Genomic DNA, 14,690 nt, shown 5'->3' with positions numbered 1-14,690 from the left:
CTTCTTCGTTCCTGCTCGGAACATTGTTTGGTGGAGCTGGGGGGATTTGAACCCCCGTCCAAAATTACTACATCCTCGGTACTACATGCTTAGTCACTCTTTACATTCGCCAGCACGCTGCGGAGAGACACGCCACGCATTGACTAGCTCGATTGGTTTTAATGCTTCCGCCCCGAGCAGGACTTCCACACGATCCTGTGAAGGATGACCTTCCAATTCCCTAGGACACAGGCAAGCTAGGGGAGAAGGGCTCAGCGCAGGTTATTAAGCTGCGAGTGCGTAGTTTTCGTCGTTTGCGACTATTTTTTTGCGGTTTGTTAACGAGGCCTACCGCACCTCGGCATGCACCTTGGGTTTCGTGAATCTTGTCGAATCCAGAATCAGCCCCAAGTTGTCAAAAGCGATTGTACGCAAAAATCCTGCCATGGCAAGGCGTTGATGGCAATCGACCGGCACGGGCCGGTCGATTGCTGGTTTATTGGTCGCCCCACGGGAGCTGGCGGCGCACAATCAACCGCGGTTCTTGTTCTTCATGATGCGGGCCTTCTCCCGGTCCCATTCCCGGGCCTTGGTGTCTTCCCGCTTGTCGTGTTCTTTCTTGCCCTTCACCAGGCCGATCTCGACCTTGACCCAGCACTCTTTCCAGTACAGCGCCAGCGGCACTATGGTATAGCCCTGGCGGGCGGTCAGGCTCTCGAGCTTGTCGAGTTCACGGCGGCTCAGCAGCAGTTTGCGGGTGCGGGTCGGGTCACACACCACGTGGCTGGAGGCGGCGTTCAGCGGCAGGAAGCTGGAGCCGAACAGGAAGGCTTCGCCCTGCAGGAAGATGACATAGGCTTCGCTGATGTTGGCCTTGCCCGCCCGCAGGGATTTGACTTCCCACCCTTGCAGGGACAGACCGGCTTCCACGCGCTCTTCGATGAAGTATTCGTGACGGGCGGTTCTGTTGAGTGCAATGGTGCTGGACCCGGCTTTGTTTTTACTGTTCTTTTTGCTCATGACGGGGGCCTTCGGCAATGTTTAGGAAGGCGCATTATACGTGGGTGGCGGCGGCTGTAAAACGCGCAACCACTCGAGTGGCGGCTTTGTGAGCAGTTCGGTGATGTTTTTGGCTGGCAAGGTGATCTCAAGCTGGTCATCAGGGGCTGCAAAGGGGGGGAATTGCACGCGTGGCGGCCCGCTGAGCAGTTTCGGCGGTGATTTTGGCTGGCAAGGTGATAAAATCGGCCCGATTGGATGAGGAAAGCCCATGCCCCGTATTACTCGCAGTGCCCTGGTGATGTTCAGCGCGGAACAAATGTTCCGTCTGGTCAATGATGTTCACGCTTATCCCGAGTTTCTGCCCGGTTGTGTCGGCAGCCGCGTTCACGAGACGGGTGAGGACTACATGATGGCCTCGGTGGATGTGGCCAAGGCAGGCATCGCCAAGACCTTTACCACCCGCAACCTGCTCGACGCCAACCGCGCCATCAAGATGGAGCTGGTGGAGGGCCCCTTCAGCAAGCTGGCGGGCTGGTGGACCTTCACGCCGCTGGACGTGGATGCCTGCAAGGTGGAGTTCGATCTCGACTTTGAATTTACCTCCAAGCTGATCGAGCTGGCCTTTGGCCAGATCTTCCGCGACCTGGTGAGTTCCATGGTGCTCGCCTTCTCCAACCGCGCCAAGGTGGTCTACGGTGTCTGATCTGCTCAATGTCGAAGTGGCCTATGCCCTGCCCGAGCGGCAAACCGTGCTGTGCATCCGGGTGGCCCCGGGCACCAGCGTGCTGGCTGCCATCGAGCAGTCCGGCATAGTGCAGAAACACCCGGAGATCGATCTCTCGGTCAACAAGTTCGGCATCTACAGCCGTCCGGTCAAGGGAAGCGAGCCGGTGCAGGACGGGGATCGCATCGAGATCTACCGTCCCCTCATCGCCGATCCCAAGGAGATGCGCAAGAAGCGGGCGGAGAAGGCCAAGGAAGAGGGACGGGCCGACGTGGTCACCGGCGGGCGCCCCGACGTGCACCGCAAGCGGGACGACGGCGAATCGACCTGATGCGGGGAGACCGAGCAATGAAAAGAGGCGCCACGGCGCCTCTTTTCTATTGGATGTTTTACCATAGGGGCTGCACTGATCTCGGCCTTACAGGGTGAGCAGTCGCTCGTTCTGCACTATCTCGACCCCCTGAGCCTGGTTGGCGAGCACCGTCATGGCGTGCGCCACCTGGCTCGCCTCTATGGCCCGCCAGCGCCTGAGGGGCCCCTGCAGCAGGGGTTTTATCCAGGGATAGATGGCCTGAACTATCTGCTCGGATCTGCGCGGGGGTTGGCGGTGGCCGAGCAGCATGGCGGGGCGCAGTATGACGAGCCGCTGCCACGCCTGCGCCAGCAAGGCCTGCTCCATCTCGCCCTTGGTGCGGGGATAGAGGGCGGGGGAGCCGGGGTTGGCTCCCAGGCTGGAGACGACCAGCAGGCGCCGGCAGCCGTGGCGGCGGGCGAGGGCGGCAAAGGCCAGCACATAGTCGTGATCGACCCGGCGAAACGCCCCATCGGAGCCGGCGTCCTTGCGGGTGGTGCCGAGGCAGCAGAAGGCCATGTCGACGGCGTTGGGCAGCGCCACCTCGTCGAGGCGTTCGAAGTTCACCGGCAGCCAGTGCCGATTGGGGGCAGCCTCGCCCGGCTGGCGGCAGAGCAGGGTCAGCCGGTGCTCGGGGCCGAGCTGACGGATAAGGGCCTGGCCGACCAGACCGGTTGCCCCGGCGATCAGGATCTGGCTCATGTGATCTCCTTGAGGGGATGACGAGGGGTGTTGACCTCCTTGATCATGGTTCAGGGAGTGCGCCCCTGTGAAACCCGATCGGAGGCCAGACAAGAGAAAACCGGCCTTGGCCGGTTTTGTGATGCTATCAGAGCGGGGTCGTGAAGGCGGCGGGGAGGGGGAAGTCACCCGTGGCGGTGGCGAGTCTGTCTCCCACGAAGTTCAGGGTCAGCTCCTTGCGCTCCTTGTCACCACGACCTGGCTGGAACTCATAGAGATAGTACCAGGTGTTGGGGTCAAAGCCGTCGCGCAGCATGGGAGAACCCAGCACGAACTCGACCTGCTCGCGGGTCATGCCCTGGCGCAGCTTGTCGACCTGCTTTTGTTCCACATAGTTGCCCTGAGGAATATCGATGCGATAGACCAGGCTGCAACCGGACAGGGTGAGGGCGGTCAGGGCCGCGGCAATCAGGTGTTTCATCCGCATATCGGGTTCAGATCATCCATACAGTCTTTTTAGCTCGGCAAATCATACCCACTCCCCGTGCGGAAGTAAAAAGCCATTGATCCTCCTGCCAATAAAAAGGGCCGCGTGGCGGCCCTGACACATAATTACTCCGTCACATGGCGGCGCGGAAGATGGCGACTATCTCTTCGTGGCTTGCCTGCTTGGGGTTGGTGAAGCCGCAGGCATCTTTCAGGGCGTTGCTGGCCAGCACGTCGAAATCATCTGCCTTGACGCCCAGCTGCTCCAGACCAGCCGGGATCTTCACATCCAGCGCCAGCTGCTTGATGGCGGCGATGGCCGCCTCGGCCCCCTGCGCGTCGCTCATGGCGCTCACATCCACCCCCATGTGGCGGGCCACCTCCTTCAGACGTACGGCGCTCACTTGGGCGTTGTAGGCCTGCACGTGGGGCAGCAGCACGGCGTTGCAGACCCCGTGGGGCAGGTCGTAGAAACCGCCGAGCTGATGGGCCATGGCGTGCACATAGCCGAGGCTGGCGTTGTTGAAGGCCATGCCGGCCAGGAACTGGGCATAGGCCATCTGCTCGCGGGCGTGCAGGTCGTCCCCCTGGTTGACGGCAGTGCGCAGGTGTTTGGCGATAAGCTGAATTGCCATCACGGCACTGGCATCGGTGACCGGGGTGGCGGCGGTGGAGACATAGGCCTCGATGGCGTGGGTCAGGGCGTCCATGCCGGTGGCGGCGGTGAGACCGGCCGGCTTGGCCAGCATCAGCTCGGGGTCGTTGACCGACATCAGCGGGGTGACGTGCTTGTCGATGATGGCCATTTTCACCTGGCGGGCCTCGTCGGTGATGATGCAAAAACGGGTCATCTCGGAGGCGGTACCGGCAGTGGTGTTGATGGCGATGAGCGGCAGCTGCGGCCTGGCGGAGCAGTCCACCCCTTCGTAATCCTGGATGCAGCCCCCGTTGGTGGCCACCAGGGCGATGCCCTTGGCGCAATCATGGGGGGAGCCGCCCCCCAGCGAGATGACGCAGTCGCAGCCATGGGCCTTGATCATGGCCAGACCGGATTCGACGTTGGCCATGGTGGGGTTTGGCTTGGTTTCATCGAAAACCACGCTTTCAATGCCATGTTCTGCCAGCAGGGCGGTGAGCCTGGCGACCACGCCTATCTGGTTGAGGATCTTGTCGGTGACGATCAGCGCCTTGCGAAAGCCATGACCCTGGATGTCGGCCGCCGCCTCTTGCAGGCAGCCCGCCCCCATCAGGTTGACCGCGGGAATGTAGAACTTGAATGTCGCCATGGTGGACTCCGTATGATTAGCCATTAAGTGGTATGCGGGCCCCAACATAACAGCGCCAGAGGGGATGAAAAGGGGTCAATGGTATCTGATTGGCAACTTTATGGACTCGATCACGTACCGAAAAACCGGGGCCAGGCGGGGATTGACAAGGGCCCTTGCCTCTTGTTCGGTATAAAAACGTTTTTCAAGAAATTCATCAGGTTAGCAAACGTTTTGCCGGTTTTTTAGGGCCGCTGATGCGCGGAAGTGTGAAGCGCGTCAAGGAATTGGAAAGCGCTTTCGACCATAGTTGGCGCCTTCCCCAATGGAGGGAAACAGGCTCGAAAATACCATAAAGAATCACCTTAACTGCGCTCGGCTGCGAGGCGGCGGGATGCAACCAGGAGTCCACTATGTCTGATGTATTTCACTTGGGTTTGAAGAAAGCGGATCTGCAAGGCGCCACCCTGGCGATCGTTCCCGGTGACCCCGAGCGCGTGAAGCGCATCGCAGAGCTGTTGGACAACCCTGTGCACCTGGCCAGCCATCGTGAGTTCACTACCTGGCGCGGCGAGATGGACGGCAAGGCCGTGATCATCTGCTCCACCGGTATCGGCGGCCCGTCCACCTCCATCGCGGTGGAAGAGCTGGCCCAGCTGGGTATCAATACCTTCCTGCGCATCGGCACCACGGGTGCCATCCAGCCGCACCTGAACGTGGGCGACGTGATCGTCACTACCGGTTCCGTGCGCCTCGACGGTGCCAGCCTGCACTTCGCACCCATGGAGTTCCCGGCCGTGGCAGACTTCGACTGCACCACTGCGCTGGTCAACACCGCCAAGGAGATGGGTTCCAAGCTGCACGTGGGTGTGACTGCCTCTTCCGACACCTTCTACCCGGGTCAGGAGCGTTATGACACCGTATCCGGCCGCGTAGTGAGCCGTTTCCAGGGTTCCATGAAAGAGTGGCAAGCCATGGGCGTGCTGAACTACGAGATGGAATCTGCCACCCTGCTGACCATGTGCACCAGCCAGGGCCTGCGCGCCGGCATGGTGGCCGGTGTCATCGTGAACCGTACCCAGCAGGAAATCCCGAACGCCGAAACCATGGCGAGAACCGAATCTGATGCCATCAAGATCGTGCTGGGCGCCGCCCGCAAGCTGATCTGATAGCACCACCACGAGTGGGGGGTGGGGGCCGTTGCGAAAGCGCGGCCCCTATCTTTATCCACCGTTTGCCCCTTTTCTTCTCCCGTCACCTTTTTCACTATTCCCGCCACACTCGCGTCTATTGTCATCTACTGACGGCCTCTACTGATTGCCCCTAAAAAGGCGCTGCACAGCGGATCTGCATCGGCTCGCCGCTCACCGGATGCACGAAATCCAGCGCGCTGGCGTGCAGCATCAGCCTTGGCGCCTGCTCACAGCCCGGCAACAGCAGACCGCCGTAGAGATCGCAGCCGAGTATGGGGTGACCCAGCAGCTGGCTGTGGATGCGCAGCTGATGGGTGCGGCCCGTCTCCGGCACCAGGCTGACCCGGGTCAATGGCAAGTGCTCGCCCCCAGCGCCCTCGCGCACCAGTCGCTCCACCACCCGATAGCGGGAGCGGGCGGGCTTGCCGCTGGCGCAGATCTTCATCAGGGGGAAGATCGCCGGGTCCTTGGCGATGGGGGCGTCGATCACCCCCTCATCGTCCGTCAGATGGCCGCACAGCAGGGCGTCATAGGCCTTGCCCACCGCCCGCTGGCTGAACTGCTGGCACAGCATCCCGTTGATGGCCTTGTCTCTGGCCACCACCATGATCCCCGAGGTGCCAAAGTCGAGGCGGTGCACCAGGGTGCAGCCGGGGTAATCCTGTACCAGCCGATGGTGGACAGAGTCGAGGTTCTGCGGGTTCTTGCCCGAGAGACTCAGCAGGCCGCTCGGCTTGTTGATGAGCAGCAGGTGTTCATCCTCGAACAGGATCTCTATTTGGGCACTGCAAGGGGGGGCGATAAAGGTATCGACGATGGCGGACATGGGCGGCTGCGGGCTGGAAACGGGGGGCGATCATACTCCAAGCGGCGGCGCTGGGCGAATCGGGACGAACTGGCCAGTGCCTGCCCGGCGGGCCTGGTGGCAAGTGATTGATAATGCAGGACGATGCCGTTTTGTGACCCCTTCCCGAGTTCATTCGGCGCTGGCTTGCTAAGGTATGGCTCCCTGTCATGTCGTAAGGAGCCTCTCCATGGCGTTGCCCGTTATTCTCGATTGCGATCCCGGCCACGATGATGCCATCGCCCTCATACTGGCGCTGGCGAGCCCAGAGCTCAAGGTGCTGGCGGTCACCACCAGCGCGGGCAACCAGACCCCGGACAAGACCCTCAACAACGCCCTGCGCATCCTCACCCTGCTCGGTCGCCACGACATTCCGGTGGCGGCGGGGGCGCCCAAACCCCTGATGCGCGAGCTCATTATCGCCGACAACGTTCACGGCGAATCGGGTCTCGACGGCCCCACACTGCCGGATCCCGCCTTTGCGCCCCAGGCCATGACGGGCCTCGAATTGATGGCCAAGTGCCTGCGCGAGAGCCCGGAGCCGGTCACCCTGGTGCCGACCGGGCCGCTGACCAATATCGCCCTGCTGCTGGCGGCCCATCCCGAGCTCAAGCCCAAGATTGCTCGCATCGTCTTGATGGGCGGCGCGGCGGGGGCGGGCAACTGGACCCCGGCGGCGGAATTCAATATTTATGTGGACCCGGAAGCAGCCGATATGGTGTTCAACGCCGGTATCCCCATCACAATGTGCGGGCTGGATGTGACCCACGAGGCCCAGGTGATGGACGAGGACATAGCGCGGGTGCGCGCCATCCCCAATCCGGTGGCCCAGTGCGTGGCAGATCTGCTCGATTTCTTCATGATTTACCACAGGGATCCCAAGTGGGGATTTGCTGGCGCGCCGCTCCATGACCCCTGTACCATCGCCTGGTTGCTGGCACCGACGCTGTTCCATGGGGTAGAGTGCCGGGTCGATATCGAAACCGGAGGCACCCATACTACCGGCATGACGGTAGTGGATCGCTACGGGCTCACCGGCAGACCGGCCAATGCGCGGGTGTTGCTGGGGCTGGACAGGGTCGGCTTCATCGATCTGCTGGTGGGGCGTCTAAGGGCATTTGACTAAGAACTCGGACATCGAATAAGGGGTTGGGCATGTGGAAAGGGACGTTGGCACTGCTGACATGTATGCAATTGACGGCCTGTGCCACCCCCTTCGAGAGGATGTGGCAGGGGCTGGCGACCTGCGATCTGGACGATCTCTACCTGGACAGCGAGAGCGGTGAGCCGTCCCACCCGCTGCTCAAGACCTTCACCCCCGACAAGACGTCAGACGGCTTCGCCTGGTACAAGACCCACCAGGAGCTTCATGGCCTGCCCATCACGGGATTCCTGATCCCGGCCTCGACCTTCGAGGTGCACGCCCTGTTTGTGGATACCCCCATCGCCAATGCGCGCAGGCTGACCCACAACGCCTACGGCAGCGAGTTTGCCGACGAGCAGAAACACGACAGGGGGGAGGCCCCCCTGCTGCTGCGTGACCCGGGCAACCCCAAGCGCTCCATCATCGACTGCACCAAGGGGGAGTCGGCGGATCCGCTGCCGGAGGAGCCCTTCCCGGAATAGGGGGCGCATCCTGCAGATAAATAGAGAGGGGAGCCTGGGCTCCCCTCTCTATTTATCGATTGCCAGCTCGCCCTCAGGGATAACCCAGGGTCTGCTTGATGACCGGCAGTTGAGCCTTGATCCAGTCAGGATTGATGGGGCCCCAGTCGCTGATGCGATAGTGGCCCTGCAGGTGGCGGGCCCCCTCGGTCTGCTCGAAGGCGCAACTGATATCGAGTTCGGCCAGGGCACTCAGGGTGTCCTGGGCGGTGCGGCGCGGCATGCCGGTGGCGGCCATGATGGCGGGCACAGTGTCCGTGCCCTGGCTTATCAGATGGGCCACGTAGAGCCGCCGGTAGAAGCTGGTGCGGGTCTTGCTCGGTTCCGTCATTGCCCGTCTCCGCCTGATGCCGGTGCGCCCCTCATATCTCGTCCTCGAGACGGTCGAAGTAGCGCCAGGTCGCGATGGCGGCCTTGCCCATCACCAGCGCCCAGACACCGAACCAGAACCAGCGGAAGAAGCTCCAGGTGGAGGCATCGGGCTGGGTGCTCTCTATCTTGGTGACGTTGGGGAAGAGGGAGAACATGTTCACGCGCCAGCCGTAGGAGGTGATGATGGCCAGGCGCTTCTCGAACTCCATGGACTTGGCCTTGGCCTGGACGTCGGCGGCATTGAACTTGAAGTAGAAGGGCCAGCCCCAGCCGGTATCTTCATTGCGGAACACCCGGATCTTCTCGCCGGGACGCTCGGTGTAGATGTAATAGACGTCGGTGATGGGGCCGTCGGCCGGGTTCTTCTGGCTGATGGGACCATCCTTGTCGGTGCGCTTCACCTCGACCCCTGTGATGGTGGCTATGGTGTGTTCCGGCAGATAGAAATCGAGCCAGGTGGCGGACACGAGGGCGATGAGCCCCAAAGCGATAAAGGCGGGTTTCTTGAACTTCAGGCTCATGGTGTTCTCTGGGTGAGGGGGAATGACGTGCCTCTACCATACCCATATTTGTGGATGCAGCCCAGCCCCTAATGGCGCCTTGTGGGCAAAAAGCCGTTTTAAACGGGAGGGGACAGACCCCGGTGCCGGGCCCGGGGTCTGCCAAAGAGAAGGGGGAGGATTACAGCTGGAACTGGGCGAGCTGCCTGCGCTGCTGCTCGGCGAGCTGTGACAGTTCGTGACTGGCGGCGGCGCTCTGGGTGATGCCGGCCACGTTCTGGTTCACTATCTCGTGGATGTTGGTGATGTTGCGGCTGATGTCGGCGGTGACGCAGGACTGCTCCTCTGCGGCGGTGGCCACCTGGGCATTGGCGCCATTGATCTGGTTGACCGCCTCCGTGATGCCTCCCAGCAGGTCTTGCACCTCGGCGGAGAGACGCTGGTTGTGGCCGAGGATCTCCAGGGTCTCCTGTACGCCGCTGTTGGCCGACAGGGACTGGCTCTGCAACTGCTCTATGATGGCCTGGATCTCCTTGGTGGAGTCCTGGGTCCGCGCCGCCAGCAGGCGTACCTCGTCGGCCACCACCGCAAAACCACGGCCGGTTTCGCCGGCGCGGGCGGCCTCGATGGCGGCGTTGAGCGCCAGCAGGTTGGTCTGCTCCGAGATGCTCTGAATCACCTCTATCACCTTGCCGATCTGCTCGGACTGGGACTTGAGCCGCGCCACTACGGTGGCGGCGTTCTCCAGGCTGCCCGCCATGCGGCCGTTGGCCTGGATGCTCTCGGCAAACAGGGCCAGCCCCTGCTCGACCCGGCTGTTGGCCTCTCGCGCCAGCTCATCGGCCAGGGCGGCATTGTGGTTGACGTTGTCGGCTGTGCTGGCCAGCTCGGTGACGGCGGAGGCCACCTGCTCGGTCTCGCTGCGCTGCTGCTGGGCGTTGGCCTCGGACTGGGTCATGACGGCGGCCAGTTCGGTGGCGGCGGAGGCCACGTTGCCGCTGATGCCGGTCAGGGCCTGGATAGTGCTGCCAAGCTGGCTCAGGGTCTGGTTGATGTCCTTGGCCAGCTGGCCCAGCTCGTTGTTGCCTTCGGCTTTGGCGCGCACGTTGAAGCGACCGAGGGCGACGGCGTGCATCACCTCCTGCAACTGGCCTATGGGCTGGACGATGCGACCGGAGAGCCACCAGCCGCCGCAGAGGGCCGCGACCAGGGTGGCGGCCATCAGCAGCAGGGTCTGAAGCAGGGTGGCCTGGTAGTGGGCCTGCTCCTGGGCTATCTCCTGCTGGATCAGCTGATTGATGTGGGCAGAGAGGGTGTCAATCTGCTTGATCAACTGCTCCCCCAGCTCGCGAAAACGCAGCCTGGATTGCTCATAGCCGGCGGGCTTGGTCCCGTCTCTGTACTGCTGGGTCAGCAGTGGCAGCATGTTGCTGCGGGTGTGGCCGAGATAGGCCTGCAGGGCCGCCGCCACCTGGCTGTTGTCCTGCTCGGCACCGGGGATCACCAGCCGGGACAAGAGGCCATTTATCTCCTGCTCGGCGGCATTGAGCGTGCCGGGCAGCTCGGCGAAGCGGGCCTGATCGTAGAGGCCGTAGATGGCATTGGTGCGCAGCCGGTAGGTGGCGTGGATCAGGGCGGCGATGTCATCCTTGTGGCGGGTGACGCTGGTGGTGGTGTCGTTCATGTCCTTGATGGCACCGTCTATCTCCTGCTTGCTGATCACGGCCATGAGCAGCATCAGCAGGCTGGCGAGCAGTAGTGGAATGAGAACTTGCAGACGAATGGACAGATTATTCAAAGACATGAAAGATCCTAACCCAAAAGAGGAGTGAGGCGGCATCTTACACAGGCGCGACAACTATTGTCACAGGGTTTTTAAGGTGAAATCCGTGCCGAACGCAAAGGTTTTTCTTGTGTTAAAAGAGTGTGATAGGCAAGATCGACTGCTTGTTATCTGGAGGTGTAGTGTGTCCGACTGGATTGATCCCGCCATCTTGGCGCTCTTTGTTCCCACGTTTTTCTTTGTCTCCGTGACCCCCGGCATGTGCATGACACTGGCGATGACCCTGGGCATGAGCCTGGGGGTGCGCCGAACCCTGCACATGATGTGGGGAGAGCTCATCGGGGTCGGCCTGGTCTCTGTGCTCTCCGTGGTCGGGGTGGCGGCCGTCATGCTCAACTATCCGGCCCTGTTCTCGGCCTTCAAGTACGTGGGTGGAGCCTATCTGGTCTGGCTCGGCATCCAGATGTGGCAAGCCAAGGGCAAGATGGCGATTCCGGCGGATCTCTCGGCTGGCCAGGAGACCAAGCCGCTCGGGCTGGCGCTGCAGGGTTTCGTCACCGCCATCGCCAATCCCAAGGGGTGGGCCTTCATGGTCTCCCTGCTGCCCCCCTTCATCAATGCGGCCAAGCCGATGGCACCCCAGATCAGCGCTCTGGTGGTGCTCATCCTGGTCATCGAGTTCTCCTGCCTGCTGCTCTATGCGAGCGGTGGCCGCACCCTGCGCCACTTCCTCGCCAAGAGCGGCAACGTCACCCTGATGAACCGCATCGCCGGCTCGCTCATGCTGTTTGTCGGCGTCTGGCTGGCCTTCGGCTGAGGCGATCGGAATGAAAAATGCCACCTCCCCTGGTGAAGGGGAGGTGGCATTTTTATTGGGCGTCCGGCGAGGTGTCAGTCGGTGAGGCAGTCCGGATCGAACACATATTCCCCCGCCAGCCAGCGCAGGATCTCGTTCACGCAGCTCTGATCCTGGAACGGCAGATAGCGGTGCTTGAGGTGGGTGAGTTGCTCGGGGGTGAGCTGGGCCAGGCCTATGTCCTGAAACAGCGGCAGATCCGCCTCTATCATGGCGGAGATCTGCGGCCCGCAGGTGGCGTTGAGGGAGGTGTGCAGCGCCTGATCCGGATCGTACTGGTGGCCGAGTCGGTAACTCATGGGCAGGGTGGCGAGCGGCAGCACGGAGAGCGCCGCCTGCTTCATGGGATTGACCGCGTGGCCAGCGGTCAGCTCCGCCAGCTCGGCGGGGCGGTTCTCGAAGGCGCGCAGGTGCAGGAAGCTGCTCGCCTTGCTGCCGTCGTTGACCGGGTAGTTGTCCCACAGGAAGGGCTTGCGGTGCAGCCAGTCGGCGGCCTGCTTGAGGTGCGCGGCCGGGTAGTCGGTGGAGCAGACCTTGGGGCCTGTCCAGAAGATGTCAAAACCCTTGTCCAGCCCCTGGCCCAGATCCGTCAGATAGTGGGGGGGCATGGCGCCGAACACCTTCTCCAGCACAGGATCCGTCGAGTAGTAGCTGGGGCAGAAGATGAGACGGCTGGCGCCGGTGTGGGCCGCGATGTCGTGGGCTATGGTGAGCTGCCAGTGGGCGAGATCCGGGGTGTCCCCCTTCATGTCGTCAAACAGCACCGCCAGGATGTCGGGCTTGAGCGCCTCCTCGATGAGGCGCACCTTCTCGAGCAGGGCCGGGCGCTTGTGCGCGTAGTCGTGATGGGCGCCCATGGGGCTCAGGCCCACACCGAAGGCGAGGCCGTTGTCCCGGCACTGTTGGGCCAGCTGGCGCAGGTGGTCGAGCTGCTCCCTCGGCCAGGGCTCGGCCCAGTGCTTGCGCAGATAGCCGTCTTCCTTGGGGGCATAGAGGTAGAAGCCATAGCCATGGCGGGGCAGCCACTGAGCGTAGCGGGCACGGGCCTCCCAGCTCCAGCCCTTGCCGAAGAAGCCCTCGATCAGCCCCAGTCGGGGGGAGGGAGGATAGAGACCAGACAACAGGGTTTCATAAGGCATGGGTCACTCCCTTCTCGCCGGGCGCCGGTTCACCGTCCTGGCGGGAACGGGCGCCGAGTATGTGTATTGAACAGGGTCCGGCTTGCGTCCTAGACCGGATCTTCTTCCAGGAAGCGTACCCCTATCTTGCGAGGCTCACCCTCTTCCATCTCCGCCACCGTCCAGAGCAGGCCCTGCCAGGCGACGTGGTCACCCACTACCAGATTATCGCCCAACTGATGGGCAATGAAATCGCCCAGGGTCTGATCCGCCACCTCGCTCACATCCAGCCCGTACAGCGGGGCGAGATCCACCAGCCTGGCGGTCGCCTCCAGCAGGAAGTCACCGAAGAAGCGCGGGCCCAGATCCTGCTCCGGCGCCTGGCTGAACAGTTGGCCGAGGGCGGGGAGATCCCGCTCGTGGCCGATGACGCAGAGGATGTCATCCGACTGCAGGCAAGTACTGCCCGAGGGGTGCAGCAGCTCCTGGCCGCGGAACAGGGCGCAGATGCGGGTGCCCTCCGGCATGCGCAGCTCCCGCAGGGGCGAGCCTATGCACCACTTCTCGGCGCTCAGGCGATAGACGAAGGTCTCCCACTGGCTGTCGAGATCGATCTCGAGCCCGGAGCGGTTGATGGGGGACGGCGGCGCCGGCACCTCGACCCGCGCCAGCCTGGAGGCCAGCGGCAGCGAGCTGCCCTGCAGTATGAGGGAGACCAGCACCACGAAGAAGGCGACATTGAAGTAGAGCTGGGCGTTGGGCAGCCCCGCCATCATGGGGAAGACCGCCAGTATGATGGGCACGGCGCCACGCAGGCCGACCCAGGAGATGAACCAGCGCTCCCGGGGGGCGAAGTTCTTGAACGGCAGCAGGCCTATCCAGACCGACACCGGGCGGGCAAAGAGGATCATCCACATGGCCAGGGCCAGCGCCGGCACGGCGATGGGCAGCAGATTGCTCGGGGTGGCGAGCAGCCCCAGCACCAGGAACATGCCGATCTGGCTGAGCCAGGTCAGACCGTCCAGCACCGACAAGGTGGTGCTGCGGCTGCGCAGGGAGAGGTTGCCGAGCAGGAGGCCGGTGAGGTAGATGGCGAGGATGCCGCTGCCCCCCACTGCCGTGGTGAGGGCGAAGATGAGCAGGCCGCCGCTCACCGTGAGCAGCGGATAGAGCCCTGGGGCCAGGCGGGCCGTGTTGATGAGCCGCCACAGCAGCCAGCCCCCTGCCAGGCCTATGCCGGCGCCGAGGCCAAACTGCTTGATGAGTTGCAGCAGCAGGAAGCCGGCGTCCAGCCCCTGCTGGGCGCTGGCCAGCACCTCTATCAGGGTGACGGTGAGAAAGACTGCCATGGGGTCGTTGCTGCCGGACTCTATCTCCAGGGTGGCGCTGACCCGCTCGTTGAGGCTGCGTCCACCGAGCAGGGAGAAGACAGCCGCCGCATCGGTGGAGCCGACGATGGCCCCGATGAGCATCCCCTGCATCAGGTTGAGGTCAAACAGCCAGGCGGCGGCCAGACCGGTCAGGCCTGTGGTGATGGCCACCCCGACGGTGGCGAGCGAGAGGGCAGGCCAGAGTGCGACCCGAAAGGAGGAGACCCGGGTGCGCATGCCGCCATCCAGCAGGATGATTGCGAGCGCCAGGTTACCCACCAGGTAGGCGACAGAGTAGTCGGCGAAGTGGATGCCGCCGGGGCCATCTTCACCGGCCAGCATGCCGACGGCGAGGAAGATGACCAGGATGGGGATGCCGACCCGGGACGAGAGCGCACTTAACAGGACACTGGCTCCCACCAACAAGGCACCGATAAAAAAGAAACTGTTGATGGTGGTGGCATCCAATGGCGAACTCCTTATGGCGGGCGGCAAAACAG

General features: G+C 62.8%; 16 protein-coding genes and 1 other RNA gene. 6 read left to right on the top strand and 11 right to left on the bottom strand.

What is annotated here, in order from left to right; translation table 11 throughout:
* Window positions 1-28: 28 nt before the first annotated feature.
* Window positions 29-388: a transfer-messenger RNA gene (gene ssrA, locus ACFWHB_RS14980) on the bottom strand.
* A gap of 122 nt (window positions 389-510) precedes the next feature.
* Window positions 511-999 carry an SsrA-binding protein SmpB gene (gene smpB, locus ACFWHB_RS14975; protein WP_025326288.1) on the bottom strand — a complete coding sequence of 163 codons (489 nt, stop codon included), beginning with the start codon at window positions 997-999 and terminating at the stop codon, window positions 511-513.
* 250 nt (window positions 1,000-1,249) lie between these two features.
* Here smpB and ACFWHB_RS14970 point away from each other — a divergent pair, with 250 nt between their 5' ends.
* Both ACFWHB_RS14970 and ACFWHB_RS14965 read left to right on the top strand, forming a co-directional pair.
* Window positions 1,250-1,684: an SRPBCC family protein gene (locus tag ACFWHB_RS14970; protein WP_042650424.1), complete on the top strand. Its 435-nt coding sequence runs from the start codon at window positions 1,250-1,252 to the stop codon at window positions 1,682-1,684.
* Window positions 1,677-2,036, top strand: a complete 360-nt coding sequence (locus tag ACFWHB_RS14965) for an RnfH family protein (RefSeq protein WP_106887445.1) — start codon at window positions 1,677-1,679, stop codon at window positions 2,034-2,036. Before ACFWHB_RS14970 ends, ACFWHB_RS14965 begins: the two co-directional genes overlap by 8 nt.
* A gap of 87 nt (window positions 2,037-2,123) precedes the next feature.
* Here the strand turns inward: ACFWHB_RS14965 and ACFWHB_RS14960 are convergent, their stop codons facing one another.
* The 3 genes from ACFWHB_RS14960 to yiaY form a co-directional block, all read right to left on the bottom strand.
* Window positions 2,124-2,759 (bottom strand): NAD(P)H-binding protein, encoded by a 636-nt coding sequence (locus tag ACFWHB_RS14960; RefSeq protein WP_395948768.1) that lies wholly within the window; start codon window positions 2,757-2,759, stop codon window positions 2,124-2,126.
* 127 nt (window positions 2,760-2,886) lie between these two features.
* Window positions 2,887-3,225, bottom strand: coding sequence for an outer membrane protein assembly factor BamE (locus ACFWHB_RS14955; RefSeq protein ID WP_005325779.1), 339 nt, complete (start codon window positions 3,223-3,225; stop codon window positions 2,887-2,889).
* Window positions 3,226-3,358: 133 nt separating this feature from the next.
* On the bottom strand, window positions 3,359-4,510 hold the full coding sequence (gene yiaY, locus ACFWHB_RS14950; protein ID WP_395948767.1) for an L-threonine dehydrogenase: 1,152 nt from the start codon (window positions 4,508-4,510) through the stop codon (window positions 3,359-3,361).
* A 392-nt stretch (window positions 4,511-4,902) separates the two neighbouring features.
* On the opposite strand from yiaY, the gene udp reads away from it, so the two are divergent.
* Window positions 4,903-5,658 carry a uridine phosphorylase gene (udp, locus tag ACFWHB_RS14945; RefSeq protein ID WP_106887442.1) on the top strand — a complete coding sequence of 252 codons (756 nt, stop codon included), beginning with the start codon at window positions 4,903-4,905 and terminating at the stop codon, window positions 5,656-5,658.
* Between the two features lie 154 nt (window positions 5,659-5,812).
* Here the strand turns inward: udp and ACFWHB_RS14940 are convergent, their stop codons facing one another.
* Window positions 5,813-6,508: an RluA family pseudouridine synthase gene (locus tag ACFWHB_RS14940; RefSeq protein ID WP_395948766.1), complete on the bottom strand. Its 696-nt coding sequence runs from the start codon at window positions 6,506-6,508 to the stop codon at window positions 5,813-5,815.
* A gap of 208 nt (window positions 6,509-6,716) precedes the next feature.
* On the opposite strand from ACFWHB_RS14940, the gene rihA reads away from it, so the two are divergent.
* Both rihA and ACFWHB_RS14930 read left to right on the top strand, forming a co-directional pair.
* On the top strand, window positions 6,717-7,652 hold the full coding sequence (gene rihA, locus ACFWHB_RS14935) for a pyrimidine-specific ribonucleoside hydrolase RihA (protein WP_111911187.1): 936 nt from the start codon (window positions 6,717-6,719) through the stop codon (window positions 7,650-7,652).
* Between the two features lie 29 nt (window positions 7,653-7,681).
* The gene (locus ACFWHB_RS14930) at window positions 7,682-8,152 is read left to right on the top strand and encodes a hypothetical protein (protein ID WP_111911189.1); all 471 of its coding nucleotides are present in this window, start codon (window positions 7,682-7,684) and stop codon (window positions 8,150-8,152) included.
* A gap of 73 nt (window positions 8,153-8,225) precedes the next feature.
* Here the strand turns inward: ACFWHB_RS14930 and ACFWHB_RS14925 are convergent, their stop codons facing one another.
* The 3 genes from ACFWHB_RS14925 to ACFWHB_RS14915 all read right to left on the bottom strand — a co-directional run bounded on the left by ACFWHB_RS14925 (window position 8,226) and on the right by ACFWHB_RS14915 (window position 10,867).
* The gene (locus ACFWHB_RS14925) at window positions 8,226-8,522 is read right to left on the bottom strand and encodes a winged helix-turn-helix domain-containing protein (protein WP_106887438.1); all 297 of its coding nucleotides are present in this window, start codon (window positions 8,520-8,522) and stop codon (window positions 8,226-8,228) included.
* Between the two features lie 31 nt (window positions 8,523-8,553).
* Window positions 8,554-9,084, bottom strand: coding sequence for a DUF1523 family protein (locus tag ACFWHB_RS14920; protein WP_106887437.1), 531 nt, complete (start codon window positions 9,082-9,084; stop codon window positions 8,554-8,556).
* Window positions 9,085-9,244: 160 nt separating this feature from the next.
* Window positions 9,245-10,867 carry a methyl-accepting chemotaxis protein gene (locus tag ACFWHB_RS14915; protein WP_395948765.1) on the bottom strand — a complete coding sequence of 541 codons (1,623 nt, stop codon included), beginning with the start codon at window positions 10,865-10,867 and terminating at the stop codon, window positions 9,245-9,247.
* A gap of 163 nt (window positions 10,868-11,030) precedes the next feature.
* Here ACFWHB_RS14915 and ACFWHB_RS14910 point away from each other — a divergent pair, with 163 nt between their 5' ends.
* Window positions 11,031-11,663, top strand: coding sequence for a LysE family translocator (locus tag ACFWHB_RS14910; protein ID WP_111911193.1), 633 nt, complete (start codon window positions 11,031-11,033; stop codon window positions 11,661-11,663).
* 74 nt (window positions 11,664-11,737) lie between these two features.
* Here the strand turns inward: ACFWHB_RS14910 and ACFWHB_RS14905 are convergent, their stop codons facing one another.
* Window positions 11,738-12,841 carry a beta-N-acetylglucosaminidase domain-containing protein gene (locus ACFWHB_RS14905; protein WP_395948764.1) on the bottom strand — a complete coding sequence of 368 codons (1,104 nt, stop codon included), beginning with the start codon at window positions 12,839-12,841 and terminating at the stop codon, window positions 11,738-11,740.
* Window positions 12,842-12,930: 89 nt separating this feature from the next.
* Window positions 12,931-14,658: a potassium/proton antiporter gene (locus ACFWHB_RS14900; protein ID WP_106887433.1), complete on the bottom strand. Its 1,728-nt coding sequence runs from the start codon at window positions 14,656-14,658 to the stop codon at window positions 12,931-12,933.
* Window positions 14,659-14,690: the final 32 nt, after the last annotated feature.

It is taken from the genome of Aeromonas mytilicola subsp. aquatica (genome assembly GCF_044336385.1).
Lineage (GTDB): Bacteria > Pseudomonadota > Gammaproteobacteria > Enterobacterales > Aeromonadaceae > Aeromonas > Aeromonas rivipollensis.
Note: the sequence above shows the minus strand (reverse complement) of the source record. Positions and strands in the feature narration are given on the sequence as shown.

What these genes read in the sequence shown, in the direction of transcription:
- ACFWHB_RS14930 (WP_111911189.1), top strand. Translation starts at nt 7,682, where the DNA reads ATGTGGAAAGGGACGTTGGCACTGCTGACATGTATGCAATTGACGGCC.
- ACFWHB_RS14925 (WP_106887438.1), bottom strand. Translation starts at nt 8,522, where the DNA reads ATGACGGAACCGAGCAAGACCCGCACCAGCTTCTACCGGCGGCTCTAC.
- ACFWHB_RS14970 (WP_042650424.1), top strand. Translation starts at nt 1,250, where the DNA reads ATGCCCCGTATTACTCGCAGTGCCCTGGTGATGTTCAGCGCGGAACAA.
- udp (WP_106887442.1), top strand. Translation starts at nt 4,903, where the DNA reads ATGTCTGATGTATTTCACTTGGGTTTGAAGAAAGCGGATCTGCAAGGC.
- smpB (WP_025326288.1), bottom strand. Translation starts at nt 999, where the DNA reads ATGAGCAAAAAGAACAGTAAAAACAAAGCCGGGTCCAGCACCATTGCA.
- ACFWHB_RS14940 (WP_395948766.1), bottom strand. Translation starts at nt 6,508, where the DNA reads ATGTCCGCCATCGTCGATACCTTTATCGCCCCCCCTTGCAGTGCCCAA.
- ACFWHB_RS14920 (WP_106887437.1), bottom strand. Translation starts at nt 9,084, where the DNA reads ATGAGCCTGAAGTTCAAGAAACCCGCCTTTATCGCTTTGGGGCTCATC.
- rihA (WP_111911187.1), top strand. Translation starts at nt 6,717, where the DNA reads ATGGCGTTGCCCGTTATTCTCGATTGCGATCCCGGCCACGATGATGCC.
- ACFWHB_RS14955 (WP_005325779.1), bottom strand. Translation starts at nt 3,225, where the DNA reads ATGCGGATGAAACACCTGATTGCCGCGGCCCTGACCGCCCTCACCCTG.
- ACFWHB_RS14915 (WP_395948765.1), bottom strand. Translation starts at nt 10,867, where the DNA reads ATGTCTTTGAATAATCTGTCCATTCGTCTGCAAGTTCTCATTCCACTA.
- yiaY (WP_395948767.1), bottom strand. Translation starts at nt 4,510, where the DNA reads ATGGCGACATTCAAGTTCTACATTCCCGCGGTCAACCTGATGGGGGCG.
- ACFWHB_RS14905 (WP_395948764.1), bottom strand. Translation starts at nt 12,841, where the DNA reads ATGCCTTATGAAACCCTGTTGTCTGGTCTCTATCCTCCCTCCCCCCGA.
- ACFWHB_RS14960 (WP_395948768.1), bottom strand. Translation starts at nt 2,759, where the DNA reads ATGAGCCAGATCCTGATCGCCGGGGCAACCGGTCTGGTCGGCCAGGCC.